This is a genomic window from Sorangium sp. So ce367 (genome assembly GCF_051520455.1).
Taxonomy (GTDB): domain Bacteria; phylum Myxococcota_A; class Polyangia; order Polyangiales; family Polyangiaceae; genus Sorangium; species Sorangium cellulosum_B.
The window spans coordinates 249,302-265,659 of the sequence record NZ_CP150334.1; the positions used below are offsets into that span (position 1 = coordinate 249,302).

12 protein-coding genes are annotated in these 16,358 nt (G+C 70.6%); 7 read left to right on the forward strand and 5 right to left on the reverse strand.

What is annotated here, in order from left to right; all coding sequences use genetic code 11:
* Nucleotides 1-77 precede the first annotated feature (77 nt).
* A complete protein-coding gene (locus tag WME97_RS01015; protein ID WP_437548733.1) occupies nt 78-3,356 on the reverse strand; it encodes a protein kinase domain-containing protein in 3,279 nt (1,092 codons plus the stop codon).
* 279 nt (nt 3,357-3,635) lie between these two features.
* Here WME97_RS01015 and WME97_RS01020 point away from each other — a divergent pair, with 279 nt between their 5' ends.
* Nucleotides 3,636-4,544, forward strand: a complete 909-nt coding sequence (locus tag WME97_RS01020) for an MBL fold metallo-hydrolase (protein ID WP_437548734.1) — start codon at nt 3,636-3,638, stop codon at nt 4,542-4,544.
* A gap of 60 nt (nt 4,545-4,604) precedes the next feature.
* Here WME97_RS01020 and WME97_RS01025 read toward each other — a convergent pair whose 3' ends face one another.
* Nucleotides 4,605-7,043, reverse strand: coding sequence for a PAS domain-containing protein (locus WME97_RS01025; RefSeq protein ID WP_437548736.1), 2,439 nt, complete (start codon nt 7,041-7,043; stop codon nt 4,605-4,607).
* Nucleotides 7,044-8,063: 1,020 nt separating this feature from the next.
* Here WME97_RS01025 and WME97_RS01030 point away from each other — a divergent pair.
* The 3 genes from WME97_RS01030 (at nt 8,064) to WME97_RS01040 (ending at nt 10,350) form a co-directional block, all read left to right on the forward strand.
* On the forward strand, nt 8,064-8,984 hold the full coding sequence (locus tag WME97_RS01030) for a transposase (protein ID WP_437548738.1): 921 nt from the start codon (nt 8,064-8,066) through the stop codon (nt 8,982-8,984).
* Between the two features lie 383 nt (nt 8,985-9,367).
* Entirely contained in the window at nt 9,368-9,613 is a 246-nt protein-coding gene (locus WME97_RS01035) for a hypothetical protein (RefSeq protein ID WP_437555680.1), read from the forward strand.
* 371 nt (nt 9,614-9,984) lie between these two features.
* The gene (locus WME97_RS01040) at nt 9,985-10,350 is read left to right on the forward strand and encodes an RCC1 domain-containing protein (RefSeq protein WP_437548740.1); all 366 of its coding nucleotides are present in this window, start codon (nt 9,985-9,987) and stop codon (nt 10,348-10,350) included.
* Between the two features lie 661 nt (nt 10,351-11,011).
* Here the strand turns inward: WME97_RS01040 and WME97_RS01045 are convergent.
* Nucleotides 11,012-12,352: a sigma-70 family RNA polymerase sigma factor gene (locus WME97_RS01045; RefSeq protein WP_437548742.1), complete on the reverse strand. Its 1,341-nt coding sequence runs from the start codon at nt 12,350-12,352 to the stop codon at nt 11,012-11,014.
* 727 nt (nt 12,353-13,079) lie between these two features.
* Here WME97_RS01045 and WME97_RS01050 point away from each other — a divergent pair.
* On the forward strand, nt 13,080-13,439 hold the full coding sequence (locus tag WME97_RS01050) for an arsenate reductase family protein (RefSeq protein WP_437548744.1): 360 nt from the start codon (nt 13,080-13,082) through the stop codon (nt 13,437-13,439).
* Between the two features lie 145 nt (nt 13,440-13,584).
* On the opposite strand, the gene WME97_RS01055 is transcribed toward WME97_RS01050, so the two are convergent.
* Nucleotides 13,585-14,277, reverse strand: a complete 693-nt coding sequence (locus WME97_RS01055) for a hypothetical protein (protein WP_437548745.1) — start codon at nt 14,275-14,277, stop codon at nt 13,585-13,587.
* A gap of 162 nt (nt 14,278-14,439) precedes the next feature.
* Here WME97_RS01055 and WME97_RS01060 point away from each other — a divergent pair, with 162 nt between their 5' ends.
* Entirely contained in the window at nt 14,440-14,865 is a 426-nt protein-coding gene (locus tag WME97_RS01060) for a hypothetical protein (protein ID WP_437548747.1), read from the forward strand.
* 176 nt (nt 14,866-15,041) lie between these two features.
* Here WME97_RS01060 and WME97_RS01065 read toward each other — a convergent pair whose 3' ends face one another.
* The gene (locus WME97_RS01065) at nt 15,042-15,896 is read right to left on the reverse strand and encodes a DUF4142 domain-containing protein (protein WP_437548748.1); all 855 of its coding nucleotides are present in this window, start codon (nt 15,894-15,896) and stop codon (nt 15,042-15,044) included.
* Here WME97_RS01065 and WME97_RS01070 point away from each other — a divergent pair.
* Nucleotides 15,876-16,316 (forward strand): hypothetical protein, encoded by a 441-nt coding sequence (locus tag WME97_RS01070; protein ID WP_437548750.1) that lies wholly within the window; start codon nt 15,876-15,878, stop codon nt 16,314-16,316. The genes WME97_RS01065 and WME97_RS01070 overlap by 21 nt on opposite strands.
* Nucleotides 16,317-16,358 lie beyond the last annotated feature (42 nt).

Consider the following 16,358-nt stretch of genomic DNA (forward strand, 5'->3'; position numbering starts at 1 on the left):
GCCGCGCGCCTCCGGCCGATCGCTCGCGGGCAGAGGGCGCGGCCCGTCGGTGGGCCCTTGGCTCACCGAGAGCGATCTCACGGGCAGGCGTCGGTCTCGTCGGTCCCGTCGGTCTCCACCCAGATCGACTCGAGATCGTCGAACCCCTTGAGCCGGAACGCGCCCGCTCGGCGGAAGTCCGCGCGCGACGGGTCGGGGAGCGCGGCGGCCGCGGAGCGCGAGAGCGTCACGCGGCCGGGGCGCGGCAGGCCGATCCCGGAGCTCGGCTCGTCCGCGCGATCTTCCTCGGTGACCGCCTCGATCCGGAAGAGCCGGTGGACCTCCCTGCCGATGACGTCGTGATCGCTCATGCGCACCCAGCCCCAGTGGACGACGAGGCGCAGCTGGGCAGGGTCGTCGACGGTGCCACGGAGCATGCGGGCCGCGTCGACGGCGCGGGCCACCGTGGGATAGACCGCGAGGTACCCATCGCCGGTCCCCTTCAGCAGGCGCGGGTTCGTCGCCCCTCGGAGGGAGCCGCGGAGCCGGTGAAGGTGGTCGACGAAGCCGGTGTCGCCGATGCTGCGGATCATGTGGGTCGACCGGACGATGTCGATGAGCAGCATCGCCACCTCCGCCCGGTCGGTCGGCTCCGTCTCCTCCCGCCGCTCGTCGGGGAAGAGCTCGAGGAGCGTGAGGTGGAGATCGTCCCAGTGGATTCGCTCGAGGTGCGCGCTGAGGCGGGCGAAGGTGGGGGAGGCGGCGATCGCCCGCCGCGCGGCGTCAGGGCCCTCGCCGTCAGCGACCTCTGTCGAGAGGCGGTCGAGGAGGGAGAACACCGCCCCGCCGATCTCCTCGTCGGCGTCCGGGCGCCGGAAGAGCTCGCGCTGGACGTCGACAACGAGATCCCAGTGGCGGGGCCAGGGCTCCCCGTGGCCGATGATCACGTGGCGGATCGCGTGGAACCGGCCGCCGCCGGGGAGCGGCTCGATCAACGCGCGGAGGGAAGGGTGGAGCAGGTAATACCGCGAGCGCGGCAGCTCGTGGCGCGAGCCGGCGACGGCGTCGTGCGGCTGGCGAAAGCGCTGGACCTGGCGCTCGGCCCCCGGATCGGCGCCGAGCACCCCGAGGAGGCCGCACTCGAAGAGCTCGCGGAAAGGGTGGTAGACGTCGTCGGCGTTCCTGCCGTGGGCGTCGTAGAACGCGCGGTCGACCTCATGAAACCTGCACCAGACCTCGACCACCTCGTCGTGGGTGAGGACGTCGCAGGGGAGGAGGCCGAGGAAGCGAGCCCGCTTGTCTCGGTGACAGAGCACCTCGAGGAAGACCCGCATCTCGTCGAAGATGTTGGCCACGAGGAGGCCGGCGCTCGTGCGCTGCACGATCTGCGTGAAGGTCCGCTCGTCGAGCGCCTGTCGGTTGCGCGAGATCTCGGAGGCGAGGATCACGAGGTCGCGCGGCCGCCCGAGGGTGTGGCGGTGGAGGAAGTCGAAGGTCGACTCGCCGCGGGCCGAGCGCCCCGCGCTCACCACGTCGAGGTGGATGAACTCGCGGAGCGGCAGCCGCTCGTAATAATACGTGAGCATCTCGAGCAGCTCGAAGAGCTCGTGCTTGGCGTAGCGGAGCGTCGACGTCGCGCCGTAGAGGTTGGTCTTGATGTCGGACTCGTAGGCGGAGAACGCCTCCTCGCGGATGGCGGCGAAGATCTTGACGTGCCGGTTGGCGTTCATCAGATCCCACGCGGCCTCGATCATGCCCGCTTGCATGTGGATCCACGCGGCCCGCGGGAGCCGCCGGAGCGCCTGATCGAGCTTGTCGATGAAGATGAAGACGCCGCTGTGGAGCGAGCGGAGCCGCCGCTCGAGCGGGCGCTCCATCGCGTCGACGACCTGGTTGATCTGGCGAACGGTCAGCGAGAGCAGCTCCTTCAGCACGATCGTCGGCTCGACAGGCCGGCCCTCCAGGAGCCCGCGCAGGCTCCGGGGGAGCGGGGCCAGATCCGCGGGATCGCCGGCGCCGGCGGCCGCGGACTGGTAGGAGACGATCGACATGCGGAAGCTGAAGCTCCAGAGCCGCTTGCACTCGTGGAGGCCCGACATGAGGTCGCGCCGGGTCTGATCGACGCTGGGCAGATCGCCCATCAGATCGAGGTACGGCCGCCCTTCCGGGATGAACTGCACGGCGGCGTGGCGGCGCTCGCGGCCGGTCGCCGCCAGGTAGATCTCGCTGAGGACCGAGCGCTTGTACGTGAGGAGGAGGGTCTTGCCGAGCCCCTTGCTCCCCGAGACAAAGTGCTTGTTGGCGCTGTCGAGGAACTCGCGGACCACGGCGTTCTTGAAGGTCAGGTCCTTGAGGGCGCCGATATCGATCTGGTTGGCGTCCGAGGCCCAGCTCTGGTTCGTGGGGAGATCGGTCGGCGCGGGCCGGGGCTGGGGCGGCTCCGGCGGGCGCTCGGCGAGCGCCCGGAGGGCCTCGATGAGCTCGCGGGCGGAGGTGAACCGGCGGTCGAGGTCGCGGTGGGTCGCCCGGGCGAACCAGGCGTCAAAGCCGCTCGGGACGTCCGCCAGCCGCGACGGCGGGGCCGGGACATCGAAGCAGATCTTGTGGACGAGCTCGAAGAGCGACTCGCCGCGGAAGGGCCGTTGCCCGGTCATGCACTCGTAGGCGATGACGCCGAGCGACCACAGGTCCGCGCGGAGGTCGACCCCACGGGCGTCGGCGATCTGCTCCGGGCTCATGTAGCTCACCGTGCCCAGGGTGGCGCCGGCGTCCGTCTGCGGCGCTCCCTGGGGGTCGAGCCCGAGGTCACCGAGCTTGACGATCCCGAAGTCGAGGACCTTGCAGAGCGGTCCATCGTCGTCCTCGACGAGGAAGACGTTGGCCGGCTTGATGTCGCGATGGATGATGTCCATGCGGTGGGCCTTGGCGATCGCGCTGCAGACATCGCCCAGGATCGCCTTCGTCTCTTCATAGGAGAGCGGCCCGCGGGCGATCCGCTGGGCCAGGTCCTCGCCGCGAAGGAGCTCCATGGCGATGTAGGGCACCTGCGTGGCTGCATCGACGTTGAAGTCGAGGAGCTGCACGACGTTCTTGCTCCGCAGCTTCGCCGCTGTCTGCGCCTCGCGGAAGAAGCGGGCGCGCGCCCGCTCCGTGCCGACGATCGCCGGATCCATCAGCTTGAGCGCGACCGGCTCGCCGAGGCGAAGATCGGTTGCCCGGTAGACCCGGCCCATGCCTCCCTTCTTCAGGAGCTCGTCGATCCGGAAGTGCTGGCCGACGACATCCCCCGGGCCAACGCTCCTGGCCCCTGTCGAGTCGCTCCCGCGAGCGGATGGCTTGGTGGCCTGGTGCGGACGGCGGGCACTCTCATCCGACATGTCGCCCAGCGTACCAGCCTTGGCGCCTCAGGAGAACCTGCGCGCCCGCGCCGCCCGTTTTTCCGTCGTTTACGCCGTCCGGGGCCCGGAGATCGGCATACCCCGTGCAGTCCCAGCGCCCCATGCGCTCCGGTGAGGCCTGGCTCCGGTCTTGTGATCTCCGGCGCGCGGGTCGCGATGAGCAGTTCGAGCGCATACCGCGCCGTGGGCCCGCGTCGGCGCCAGCGCGTCGAGCGGTCGTCGCGGGAGCAGGGTAGCCGCGAAGGGGGAGGTGCGTCCGTGCGAATCCATCATCTCAACTGCATCTCGACCTGTCCGGTCGGCGGCGCGCTGATGGACGGGCGGACCCTGGGGCTCCGCGGGAGGCTGACGTGCCATTGCCTGCTCCTCGAGACGGAGAGCGGCCTGGTCCTCGTGGACACCGGGCTTGGGCTGCTGGACGTCTCGATGGCGAGGAAGCGGCTCAGCCGGTTCTTCCTCTTCCTCGTGCGACCGGAGCTTCGCGCCGAGATGACCGCGCGCCGGCAGATCGAGCGCCTCGGCCTTCGACCCGAGGAGGTCCGCCATATCGTGCTCACCCACCTCGATTTCGACCATGCCGGAGGCCTCGACGACTTTCCTGGAGCGCAGGTCCATCTGCTCGCCGACGAGCGTGACGCCGCGGTCGCGCGGCGGACGCTCCTCGACCGGATGCGCTACCGGCCGGCTCAGTGGTCGACGCAGCCGAGCTGGATTGCCTACCCCTCGGGCGGTGGCGAGCGCTGGTTTGGCTTCGAGGGCGCGCGGCCGGTGGGTGGTTTGAAGGACGAGGTGCTCTTCGTCCCGCTCATCGGTCACACGCTGGGCCACGCTGGCGTGGCTATCCGGAGCGACGGCGGCTGGCTGCTCCTCGCCGGCGACGCCTACTTCTATCACCGAGAGATGGACCCGGTTCGGCCGGCGTGCACGCCGGGTCTGCGTCTCTATCAGTTCATGATGGAGAAGGACCGCGGCGCGCGGCTCGAGAACCAGCGGCGGCTGCGCGCGCTGCGCGAGGAGCGCGGCCACGAGGTAAGGCTCGTGTGCTCTCACGACGTCGTGGAGTTCGAGCGCATCACCGGACGAAGCCATGCTGTGCCGGCCGGAGCGGGGAGGGGCGTGTCGGAGCCGCCGCTGTGGATCCCCGCTCCGGTCGCGGGCGCGCGCTGACCGCGCACAGCAGGCCATCTCCTCTCGGTAGGCCGCCTCCGAGGGCCGGGCGGCTCGTGGCTACGTTGCATCCCGGCGCGGCGCCGCGCCCACCGGAAGCGTGAAATGGAACGTCGTGTGGCCCTCCTCGGGGCTCTCGACCCAGATTTTGCCGTCGTGGGCCTCGACCAGCCCCTTCGCGATGTACAGGCCGAGGCCGAGGCCGACCACGCGCTCCTCCTTCGCCTTTCCCCGGAAGAAGCGTTCGAACAGGAGCGGGAGGTCCTGGGCCGGGATCCCGCGGCCGCTGTTGCGGATGGAGATCTGCACCGCGTCGTCGCGCCGCTCCAGCGCCACCTGTATCGGCGTCTCTGGATCACCGTATTTGACGGCGTTGGAGATGAGATTGCTGAGCACCTGCTCGACGCGCCCGGCGTCCGCGTGCACGATCGGGATCTCCCCGCGGCTCTCGACGTCGACAGCGCGCTTCTCGGTCTCGCTCTCCATCCGCTCGACGACCGCCTCCACGAGCGCGCGCGGGTCGATGGGGGCGCGCTCGATCGCGAGGCGACGCGACTCGATCTGGGAGATGTCCGTGAGATCGGAGACCATCCGCCCGAGCCGCTTGGCGCTCGCCAGGATGTGTCCCGCCCTCGTCTTCACCTCGGTCGTGACCTGGGGCTTCCGTTCGAGCTGGGTCGCGTAGCCGATGATCGTCGTCACGGGCTGCTTCAGGTCGTGCGCGACGACCGACGTCCACTCTTCCTTGAGCCGCTCGAGCTCCTTGAGCCGGGTGATGTCGTCGAAGACGACGACCGCGCCGAGCAGCTTGCCGTTCCCGTCGACGATGGGGCCGGCGCTCGCGAGCACCGCCAGCATGCTGCCGTCGGCGCGCCGGAGCGACAGCTCCCTCGAGCTCGTGACCTCGCCTCGCAGCGCGCCCGCCGACGGCTGCTCCTCGTCCGTGAGGGGCTCCCCGTCGGGGAGGCACAGGCACCATGCGCCCGGGAGCCCGGGCGGCGAGTCTGTCCCGGCGAGCTCCTGGGCGCGGCGATTCCGGGCGATCTGCGCGCCGGAATGGTCGAGGAGGAGGATGCCGACAGGCGAGCGCTCGATGACCGCGTGGAGCCAGCGCCGCTCGGCAGCGAGCTGTCCGAGGAGCTGGTCGCGCTCCTCGTCGGCGAGCTTCTCCGTGGTGACGTCGCGCGAGATGCCGATCCCGGCGATCGGGTTTCCGTGCTCGTCGTGCTGGATCGTGATGTGGGTCGAGACCCAGCGGGTCCGGCCGCTCCTGTCGATGATCCGGAAGGTGAGCCGGCCGCCGGCCGCGGCCATGTGCTCGACGAACGCATGATAGCGCCCGACGTCCTCGGGATGGATCAGGGTGACGAACAGCTCAGGGTTCTCGTACCAGGCCGCGGGCGGATAGCCGGTGTGCTCGAGGACGGCGGGGTTGATGTACTCGTAGCCCCCCTCCGGGCCGAGCCGTATATGGAAGATGACGTCGCTCGCGTGCTCCGCGATCAGCCGCAGGCGCTCCTCGCTGAGCCGCAAGGCGCGATCGGCGCGCCGCTGCTCGGTGACGTCGAGGGCCGTGCCGATCATCCGCAGCGGAGAGCCGTCCTCGGCGCGGATCACGTCCGCCTCGGTGTGGAGGCAGCGCTCTTCGCCGTTCGGGCGGACGATCCGGTAATCGACGCAATAGGGCAGGGTGCCCTGGAGCGCGAGGTCGACGGAGCGTATCACACCCTCGCGGTCCTCCGGGTGGATGCAGGCGAGGAACCGCTCGTACGTGAGCGCGCCGGCGTCGCGGGACAGGCCCAGCATCCGATAACACTCGTCGGACCAGAGCAGCTCGTCGCTCGGAATGCGCCAGTCCCAGTTGCCCAGCTTCGCCAACCTCTGCGCGCGGGCGAGGCTGTCCTCGCTCAGCCGGAGCGCGGCCTCCGTCTGCCTGGCTTCCGCGAGCGTTGCGTGGAGCTGCTCGCGCGCGCGCTCGAGCTCGTGGTTCTCCCGCTCGAGCTCGTCGATCCGTGCGCGCTGGGCGTGGAGCTCGGGGGCGGCGAGCGCCATCCCGAAGAGGCTCGACAGGGCGCCCGCGATCTCGACCAGCTCGGCCTGCGGGGGGGTGGGCTGCGCCGTGGCGCAGAGCAGCACCGCGCGCAGGGTGCCGGCGAAGGCGATGGGGATCGCGAACGCGCGGGTGCAGCCGCAGCGTCGGCGCAGATGGCCGGCGTCCAGGAGCGCGTCGGCGCTCTCGTCCTCGGGCGCGACCTGCGCGACGTTCGAGCGGGCGGCGGCGCCGGCGAGGCTCGGGGCGTCGAGCGGCAGGCGCCGGAGGGCGTCCAGCGAGCCCGCGCTGCCGCCCGCGGAGGCGACGAGCCCGAGCGTGTGCGGCATCTGCGCGACATCGTAGAGGCAGGCGATGTCGACGTGGAGGAGGCGCGCCGCCGCCGCCACGAGCGCTTGCTGCGGACTGTCATCGCCGGCGCGCGAGGGGGCCATCGACGCGTCGGTCACGGCGCGGGCGAGCGTGTCGTCCGACGCCGGCGGATCCCCGCGGTGTCGCTCCCTGGACGGTCCACCCCGTTCGGCTCCGCGCCCTCTGTCGTCGCTGTTCAATCCGCCCCTCGCGCCTTCTACCCGGATCCTGGTGGGCGCGAGGCGAGACTATCACGAGCCTTCGCGCCGCAACCTGGTTCACGAGCCTTCGCGCCGCAACCTGGTTCACGCGGCCGTCCAGGGCCCGGGCCGGTGCAGACCGGCGGCGGCTGTGCCGCGCCCGCGCTGGCTGAGGACGCCGGGGAGGAGATGCGGCGCGCCGGGAGGCGGCTACCGGGCAGCGTCGCTTTCTCGTGGCGAAGGCCAAGCACCCTCGCACCTCTCGAAGTGCGTGGGCGATTTGCATACTGACGGTAACCTCTCACCGTCGCTGTAGGGGCCGAACGCCGTCGCGCGCACCCGGGCGTGCGGAGGTGGCATACCTCGGTTGCGCCGCACAGGCGCGCGGGCTCTGGCTCTGTGATGGCCAATCACACCGGGACAGGGGCATTCCGGTGAACCATCGAACCGAGAGCCGCGCTTCCACGCGGGGGTGCGGAGGCGCAACCCATGATTCACGCGATGCAGGAAGACCCCGGCGTTTGCGCGGCGAGGTTTCAGGTGGCTTTCATCCTCCCCCACTCAGAAGGGTCTTCGCGACCCGTCGATGCCATACGGCCGGGCGACATAGATGCGCAAGAGAAAACGTGAATTACAGTGTGAGCGTTGGGCGGACCCGACCCAGGTTGGCGGCCCGGCTCCTGTGGACCGACCAGGTGCAGCGGATCCGATACCGGTTGGCGGCGGTGGTAGTGGTCTCGACCAGGTTGCAGCCGGACTAACCGCAACCCAGGTTGGGCTAGGAGAGGAGGGCTAGGAGTAGCAACGGCTCCCGCTCGGGTGGCGGACCGCCAGGCGGCCGCCACCCACGAAGCTTGATCGAGCAGCGAAATGATTGACGAAAATCCCTGGCACGGCGCTTGTCTTATTGCGCCTGTCATGAGCCAGCCCCGCGAGATCGCTGCCGGAGCCACCTACCTCATCACCCGTCGCGTCCTGCGCCGGCACCTGCTCTTCCGCCCCGATGTGGCAATCACCCAGCTCCTGGTCTACGTCCTCGCGGTGTCGACCCGCCGTTACGGCATCGAGGTCCATGCGCTCTGCGCCATGTCAACGCATCTGCACCTGGTCGTGACCGACTCGAGGGGCGTCCTGCCGCGGTTCTTGCAATTCTTCCATCGCATCGTCGCGCTCGGCACGAAGGTGCTTCGCGGGTGGGAAGGCCCGGTGTGGGACCACGAGGCCACGAGCGTGGTGCGGCTGCTGACGCGCGCGGCGGTGGTGGAGAAAATTGCTTATGTCATGGCGAATCCTGTCGCCGCTGGCCTGGTGCAGCATGCTCGCGAGTGGCCGGGCGCCAAGGTGGACGTGGACGACCTCGGTCGCGGCGTGCTGCGCGCGGCACGGCCTTCGGTGTATCTCGACCCGGAAAACCCGCAGTGGCCCGAGGAGGTGACGGTCTCGCTCGCGCTGCCGCCGGCCATCGAGGAGGACAGCGCGGAGGGCTTTCGCCAGGACGTCTCTGCCGAGCTCGAGCGACAGGAAGCCCGGGCCCGCGCGGAGGTGCAGCGGCAAGGACGTCACTTCTTGGGCGCCGAGAGAGTCAGCAAGGTGTCCCCTTACGAGCGCGTGACGAGCTTCGAGCCGCTGCGCGACGGAAATCCGACGTTTGCGGTTGGTCGCGAGCAGGGAGACGCGTGGCGAATCGCTGGTGCCGCTGTGCGTGCGTTTCGAACGTTGTACCGTGCGGCACTCGAGCGATGGCGTGCTGGCGTACGCGACGCCGTATTCCCCGCGGGGACGTGGTGGATGTGCACGTTTCACGGGGCCAGCGCGGCTGACGGCGTGCTCACGATGTAGAGCCACAGCGGCGGCGCTGCAGGAAGGCGGGCGGGACGGGCGAGGGCATCCGTGCCTTATCGTGGGGCCTTCCGTCTGGGACCGGCGGTGTGGACGGCCGAATCTCGTGCGGCGGTGTATCCGTGCCTTCGTACGTCTGCATGCGGTGCCGAACGCAGAGGAAGCGGCGTCAGGGGCAGAGTGCTGTACGCGATGGTTGGCCGAGCCGAATGATTCCTCTCGAAAGGTGGACCCATGGGATAGTCATTCCGGGGTGGGGCCGCCGCGCCCCGGTTGCAACGCAACCTGGCCGCATCGCAAGGTAGGTCGGTCGTTTTCGTCGTTTTCGGGCGCGGCGCAACCTGGGTAGGGTGGGTTATGCAGGCACGCGGACGAGGCGAATGATGATCGGACGAAGAGGCTTCATCTCCCGAAGGTGGGCGGCCGCCTCGCTGCGCATCAGGGCGCCCCTCGCCGGTGGCTGCTCGGAGGACTACCACTTCACCACGGTGCGCGTGAAGGCGCTCGAACCCGCGGCGCAGGTCGTCGCCGGTGCCTACCATACCTGCGCGATTCTCAGGAACGGTAATCCCGCGTGCTGGGGCACAACGACGCGGACCAGCTTGGCGACGTTTCTATCGGCTCGCTGAGTACCTCCCCGAGGTAGGTCTCGCTGGGCTCGTGGAGCGGACGACCCGTCGCTCGAGTTTACGTGCGTCGTGCGCGGTGCCGACACCGTGGTCTGCTGGGCGACAACCGCAGCCACCAGCTCGGCTCCGATCCCGAGGCCATCGTGAGGAGCGAGCCCGCGCTCGTCCGCCTCGTGCTCAACCTGGGTGGGTTCCCGGCGGGGTGGGTTCCCGGCGACGCGTGGTGCTGGGGAGAGGGTGCCGTCGGAGCTGCCCGCAAGGAGGGCGTGCGCGGCGCGATCGACGTTGCGGCGGGCCTTGGGCGTGCGCGGCGCGACCGACGTTGCAGCGGGGGCGTGCGCCACAGCTGCGTTGCGCTCGGCACGGGATAGGTGGCGTGCTGGGGTTGGAACCTCAACGGCCAGAGCGGCGGCGGGCCCATCGTCGACAGCGCCGACCAGGTCGTCGGCGTCACCCTCGTCGAGGGCGTCGCCGCTGCGAAGGCCGTCATCGCCGGCGGGCGCCACAGCTGCGCGCTGCTCGACGACGGCGGCGTCGTGTGCTGGGGCTCCAACCAGAGCGGCCAGCTCGGCTCCGAGGAGGCCAACCTGGTCTCCGCGCCGGTGCTGGCGGCGCTCGACGTGCGCGCGGTCGCCCTCGCTGCCGGGCGAGAGCACACCTGCGCGCTCGACGAGCAGGGCGGGGTGTTCTGCTGGGGCAGTGACAGCCAAGGTCAGATCGGGACCGGGCGACCGTGACGCGCGCCGTGTGGTTGCTCGCGGCCGTGGCAGGGATGGCCGGCACCCTCGCCCGGGCGCTGCTCTCGCCGATCCGGTGCGGTCCTTTCAGATGGATCTCGCCTTCGGCGCGCGCGCGGGCAGCGGCGTACGGGTCTTCGAGAGCAGGCTGTTTCTCGACTAGTGCGGGTAGTGCGGGTCTACCGGCCCCGACAGCGCGTCGTGGGTCCCCTACTTCTCCGCGGGCTCTCGGCTCGACCGACGTTGACAATCGCCGTGGCTTCGACGGCCAGGTGCGCGTCGCGCGCTACGCGCTCGGTCCCGAGCTCCGCGCCGGCTTTGTCGGCAAGAGCCGCACGATGAACCACCACGTCTATCTGGCCGTCGCGCCGGTCTACCTCTTCGCCGGGACGCTGAGCGACAGGCTCCCCGAGGCCGAGGGCGGCGCGCTCCGCGCGCGCCGCCCTCGGCCTCGGCCTGCCCGTGAAGTGGCGCATGATCTTCGGGAGCCGGGACGAGCGGCTGTGCGACGGCAAGGACGACTGCCTGCTCGTCGACGCCCTGCTCTTCCTCGTCCCCAACCACGTCGAGCTCGCGGTCGAGAACGCGGCCGGCTCGTCTCACTGGCTGGGCGGGGACGGTGGGGTACAGTTTCTGAAGCGCGCCGGCGCTTCCCGCGCCCTCACCCCTCGAGATAGGAGCCGAGCTCTCGCTGCCGCGAGCGCGTCCGGAGCTTCTCGAGCAGCTTCGCCTCGATCTGACGGATGCGCTCCCGCGTCAGCGAGAACGACTGCCCGATCTCCTCGAGCGTCTCGTCCTCGTTGCCGTCGAGGCCGAAGCGACGCCGCAGGAGCTCGCGCTCGCGCGGCTGCAGCGAGTCGAGCAGCTCGCGCGTCTGCTCGATCAGCCGGCGCCGGGCCAGCATGTCCGCGGGCGTGGGCTCGTCGTTGGCCAGCAGATCGCCGTACCGGGTATCTCCCTCCTCGCCGACGGGGGCGTCGAGGCTGAGCGGCTCGAGCGCGAGCTCGCTGATCACCCGCACCTTCTCCACGGTGAGGCCGCTGCGCTCCGCGATCTCCTCGACGGAAGGCTCGCGCCCCCGCTCCTGCACCAGATCTCGCCGGGCGCGCACCACCTGGCTTCGGATCGCGGTGAGGTGGACCGGCATCCGGACGGGCTTTCCCTGGTTGAGGATCGTCCGCTTGATCGCCTGCTTGATCCACCACGCGGCGTAGGTGCCGAAGCGGTGGCCGCGGCGGTACTCGAACTTGTCGGCGGCGCGGATCAGCCCGAGGTTCCCCTCCTGCACGAGGTCGAGCAGCGGGACGCCGAAGCGCTGGTGCTCCCGCGCGATGGCGACCGCGAGCCGCAGGTTCGCCTGGACGAGCTCGGACTTCGCCTGCGCGACGGCGCGCCGCCCCCGGGCGATCGCCGCGATCGTGGCCTCGATCGCGGCGCGCTCCGCCTTGTCCGCCTCGGCCGCTGCTGTGCGAAGGCTCCGCTCGATGCGCTCCTCGAAGGTCGGATCGAGGCGCAGCTCGGCGAGGCCTGCTGCGAGGCCCGCGAGGGCGGTCTCCACGCCGTCCTCGGTGATCTGCCGGCCGAGGAGCGAGCGGGCGAGAGTGAGCAGCTCCGCGAGCCGCTTCGCGGAGGCGTCCGCCTCGGGATCACCCGCGTCGGTCTCGCACAGCAGATCCCGGAGGCTCAGCGCCCCGACCTGGACGTCCTCCGCCGTCGAGGCGAGCTCGCGCAGCGCGACGGGCGATCGGACCCACGCCTCGAAGCAGGCGAGCGCGCCCGCCTCGATACGACGGCCGATCGCGACCTCGCCCTCGCGCGTCAGCGGCTGGCTGCCGGCGAGCGCCCTGAAGTAGAGCTCGGTCGCGCCGAGCGTGGCTTGCGCGCCGGCGGCCTTCGCGCGCCGAGCTGGCGCGCGCTCGCCCGCGCGTCCGCCCGCGGAAGCGATGGAAACGGGATGACTCGATTCGGACTCGCTCGTCGAGAGCGAGGGACGGAACCTCATTCAATGCGCTCCAGTGTTGCCGCTGCGTCGTACCCGACCGCGAAGGGTGTGAGGGGGCACGATCATCAATGCGCCTCGATATCCTAACCGCTGAGGACGTAAATAGGAAAACGAATCGACCGCCGACATGGCGCATTTCCACGGCGTTTTTCGGTGTTGTTGCCCCGCTCGGCGCGGCGCGTTCTCGTTGTCCTGGGATGGCGGCGCGCGCGTGTGCGTTGCCGGACGAGTGTACGTCGCCGGGCGAGCGGGCGCGTCCCGATCGAACGCGCTGTAGGGCGGAGAAGCGGGCGTTGGAGGGCGCGACGTGAGGGCGCTGGCGGAGGGCCTCGAGGGGGGGCGCTCTCGAACCGACACGAGCGGCCTCGGAGGGGGCACGGCGAGGTCGCGAGTTGCCGGGACCGCCCGGCGGGGGAGCGGGGCCGGTCGAGACCGGAGCGGGCGACCTCGGAGGGGGCGGCGCGAGGTCGCCATCTGTCCGGTGGAGCGGCCGCGACGGGGCGCATCGATCCGAGACGGCGGCGGACGGCAACGTCGGTCGGAAGAATCGACCCTTGCGCGCGGCGGCGCTGCTGCTGAGCCGCGCTTCGGGGCGATGCGCTTCGGGCACGACGCGGAGCGTCCCGCGCGCCGCTGGCCCTGCGCCGTCCGGGCAGCGGTTGCTATGCTCCACGCCCGCGCTGCCCTCCGGAGCGCGCAGTAGCCATTCCACCGAGGAGCGACGCGCATGATCCAGATCTTCGGCACGGCCAAGTGCAAGGCGACGCGGGCGGCGCAGCGGTTCTTCGCCGACCGGGGCATCAAGGTGCAGCTCGTCGATCTGCGCGAGAAGGGCCTCTCCAAGGGGGAGCTCGCGAGCGTAGCGCGCGCGGTGGGCGGCGTGCGCGCGCTTTACGACGCGGAGAGCGCGCGGGTGAGGGAGCGTGGCCTCCAGCACCTCGGCCCGAGCGATGCGCGGCTCGCGGAGCTCCTCGTCGACGATCCGCTCCTGCTCCGCACGCCCATCGTGCGCGACGGGACGCGCGCCTGCGTGGGCGCGGTCGAGGCGACCTGGAAGGCCTTCGCTGACGCCGCGAAGGGCGGGTAGCGGAAGGGCGGGCGAGGGGATCGGGGGAGGCTGGGCCCGTGCGCGGGCGGAGGCGGCCTCGAAGGGAGCGCGGTCATGCCGCGACTCGCGCCGCCGCCTCGTCGCTGGTGTAAGCGCAACGTTTGTGCCAACGCCGAGGCGGCAGTCAGCGCTCGGGGCGCCTCTCCTCGACGTGGTGCCGTCGACGCTCCACGCGATGCTTCTTCTTCGCCGGCTTCGCCGGAGTCACCGGCCTGACCGACGCCCCCGCCTTCACCGTTGCCCCCGCCCTCACCGAGGTTGCTGGCCTGACCGAGGTTGCCGGCCTGACCGAGGTTGCTGGCCTGACCGAGGTTGCCGGCCTGACCGAGGTTGCCGGCCGGACCGAGGTTGCCGGCCGGACCGAGGCCCCCGCCCGGACCGTCGCTGCCGGCCTGACCGTGGTTGTGCGGTGCACGTGGTGATGGTGATGGTGATGGTGGCCGTGTCGCTCGAAGCCGACGCGGTAGCGGACCAGGGCGCGCGGCTCGTCGCGGTAGTAGACCCAGCCGTGGTGCGACGGGTAGTACCAGCGGCCGTCCACATAGTAGACGTAGGTCCCGCGGTAGTACACGCGCGGGTAGGTCTCGACGTGGACCGGCGCCGCTGCGATGTGAACGACCGGCTCCTCGTACACCGCGAACTCCTGGTACGTGACGGTCGCATGCGCCGGCGCAGCGGCCCTGGTGTGGACTTCTGCCGCGCACCCGGTCGCGCCGAGGAGCGCGAGCGCAACGAGCGCGGCCAGCACGGCGAGCCTGCTGCTGCGCTGCTGAGCGCGCGCCGCAGCTCTGGGGGAGGAAATATCGAGGACTGGCACGTTCATCTCCATGGGGGTTCACAGGAGCAACTGCGGTGCCACCCGGCGAAGGGGGGGCGTGGCCGCGTGGCACCGCAGGGCGCCGCTCGCTGGTATAGCGCTTGCTGCCGTGCCGCGCATCGGCGCGACGGCGCCAGACTTGGATAAAGGAAGACGATCCCCATGAAACTTTCGAAGGTGCTCACCGGTCTCGCTGGCTGCGTCCTCGCCACTGCCTCGCTCGCGGGGTGCATCGTCGTCGATCATGACGATGACCACGATCACCTCATGCGCGGCTCGCTCACCGTCGCCCTGACCATCGACGGCAGCGACGACCCGTGGGCGTGCTTCGATCACGACGTGAGCGGGGTCGCGGTCAGCGTCGAGGACGAGGATGGCTTCCTCGTCCTCGACGCCGTGGGGGACTGCGATGATCTCGGCCTCACCATCGACGGCCTCTCCGAGGGGTACTATGACGTCGATGTCTGGCTCGTGGATTTCGACGGACACGCGATGAGCGACATCGTGCGCGTCGAGAGCGTCGACGTGTTCGACGGCGCCGACACGCTGGTGGAGGTCGATTTCCCGTGGACGTGGATCGACTCATGACGCGCGCGGCTCACCTGAGCGGCGGCGCGCAGGCGCCTACTCGCCCGCGATCGCGGTCACGAGATCATGGACGCCGTGATTGGATCGGGTAGGCGGGGTCGCGCTCGGGGAGCTCGGCGCTCGCGAAGGCCGCGAGCAGGCGCCGTCGCCGCCGCCCTGCGGGACATGAAGCCCTGTTACTGGGACTTCTGCGATTCCCCTTGCCGCTGCGCGTAGGCCTGGGGGCCTTGCTGCTGGCCGGGTTGCGGCTGGCCGAACTGGTCGCCTTGCTGCTGGCCGAGCTGGGCGCCTTGCCGCTGGCCGGGCTGCATCTGGCTGACCTGGCCGCGTTGCTGCTGGCCGCGTTGCTGCTGGCCGAGCTGGGCGCCTTGCCGCTGGCCGGGCTGCATCTGGCTGGCCTGGCCGCGTTGCTGCTGTCCGACCTGGGTGCCCTGCTGCTGTCCGACCTGGGTGCCCTGCTGCTGTCCGACCTGGATGCCCTGCTGCTGTCCGACCTGGATGCCCTGCTGCTGTCCGGTTTGCGCCCAGCCGAACTGCCCGCGTTGCTGCTGGCCGGGCTGGGTGCCTTCCTGCTGGCCGCGTTGCTGCTGGCCGCCTCCCTGCTGCTCGTGGAGCAGCAAGCAGAACAGCTGCTCGGCCTCGGTCAGGTGCTGCTCGACGTCCGCTCGCATCGCCTTCACGCTGGTTCGTATCCTGGCGTTCTCCGCGTTCGCGACGCCCGGCACGTCGAGGAGCTCGAGGGCGCGGCGATGGAAGGAGATCTGAGCCCAGATGAAGGCCGTGTCGAACTCGGCGCCTTCCTCCTCTTCCAGCGCTCCGCTCACCTCGGTCGAGCTCTCGTCGAGCTCCCGGCAGCGCGAGCACGACTCCATCTTCACACCTGAACCCCTCGAGCCCGCGCCGAGCTGCTCGGACTGGGCGTGCTCCTCGACGATCTGCTCGGCGTAGCGCTTCACATCCGGGGACTCGGCCTTGTCCAAGGCGATCTGCGACAGATCCACTTCCTTCTGGTGGATGAACGAGATCAGCATCGTGAGCTCCGCGTCCGACGGCTGCTGCATCCCGCTGCGCTCTCCGCTGCCTCCCTGCCTGTCGCCCTGACTGCCGATCTGTCCGCGGCCCCCTTGCCTGCCGCCTTGATGGCCGGCCTGCTCGCCGCACATCTGCCTGTCGCCCGCGCGCTGGCCGCCGCCCTGTCGGCCGCCTTGATGACCGGGCTGCTCGCGGCCTCCCTGCCTGCCGCCGGCCTGCGCTCCACCGCCCCTCCCGGCGCCTCGCGCGCCGTCTCGGCCCGTCTGTCCGTGGCTCCTGCCGTCGGGGCCCGTGCCGGTCCGCTCTTGCCCATCCCTTCCATCGCGATTCGCCTCGGCGTCATCGTCGCTGCCCATGCAGCCGCCGGCCCCCGCGAGGACAAAGCTCCCAGCGAACATGATCGCCATGAGGCGACCTGAACGATTGCCCATCATTGCTTGCTCCTTGGCCGACACCGGCGC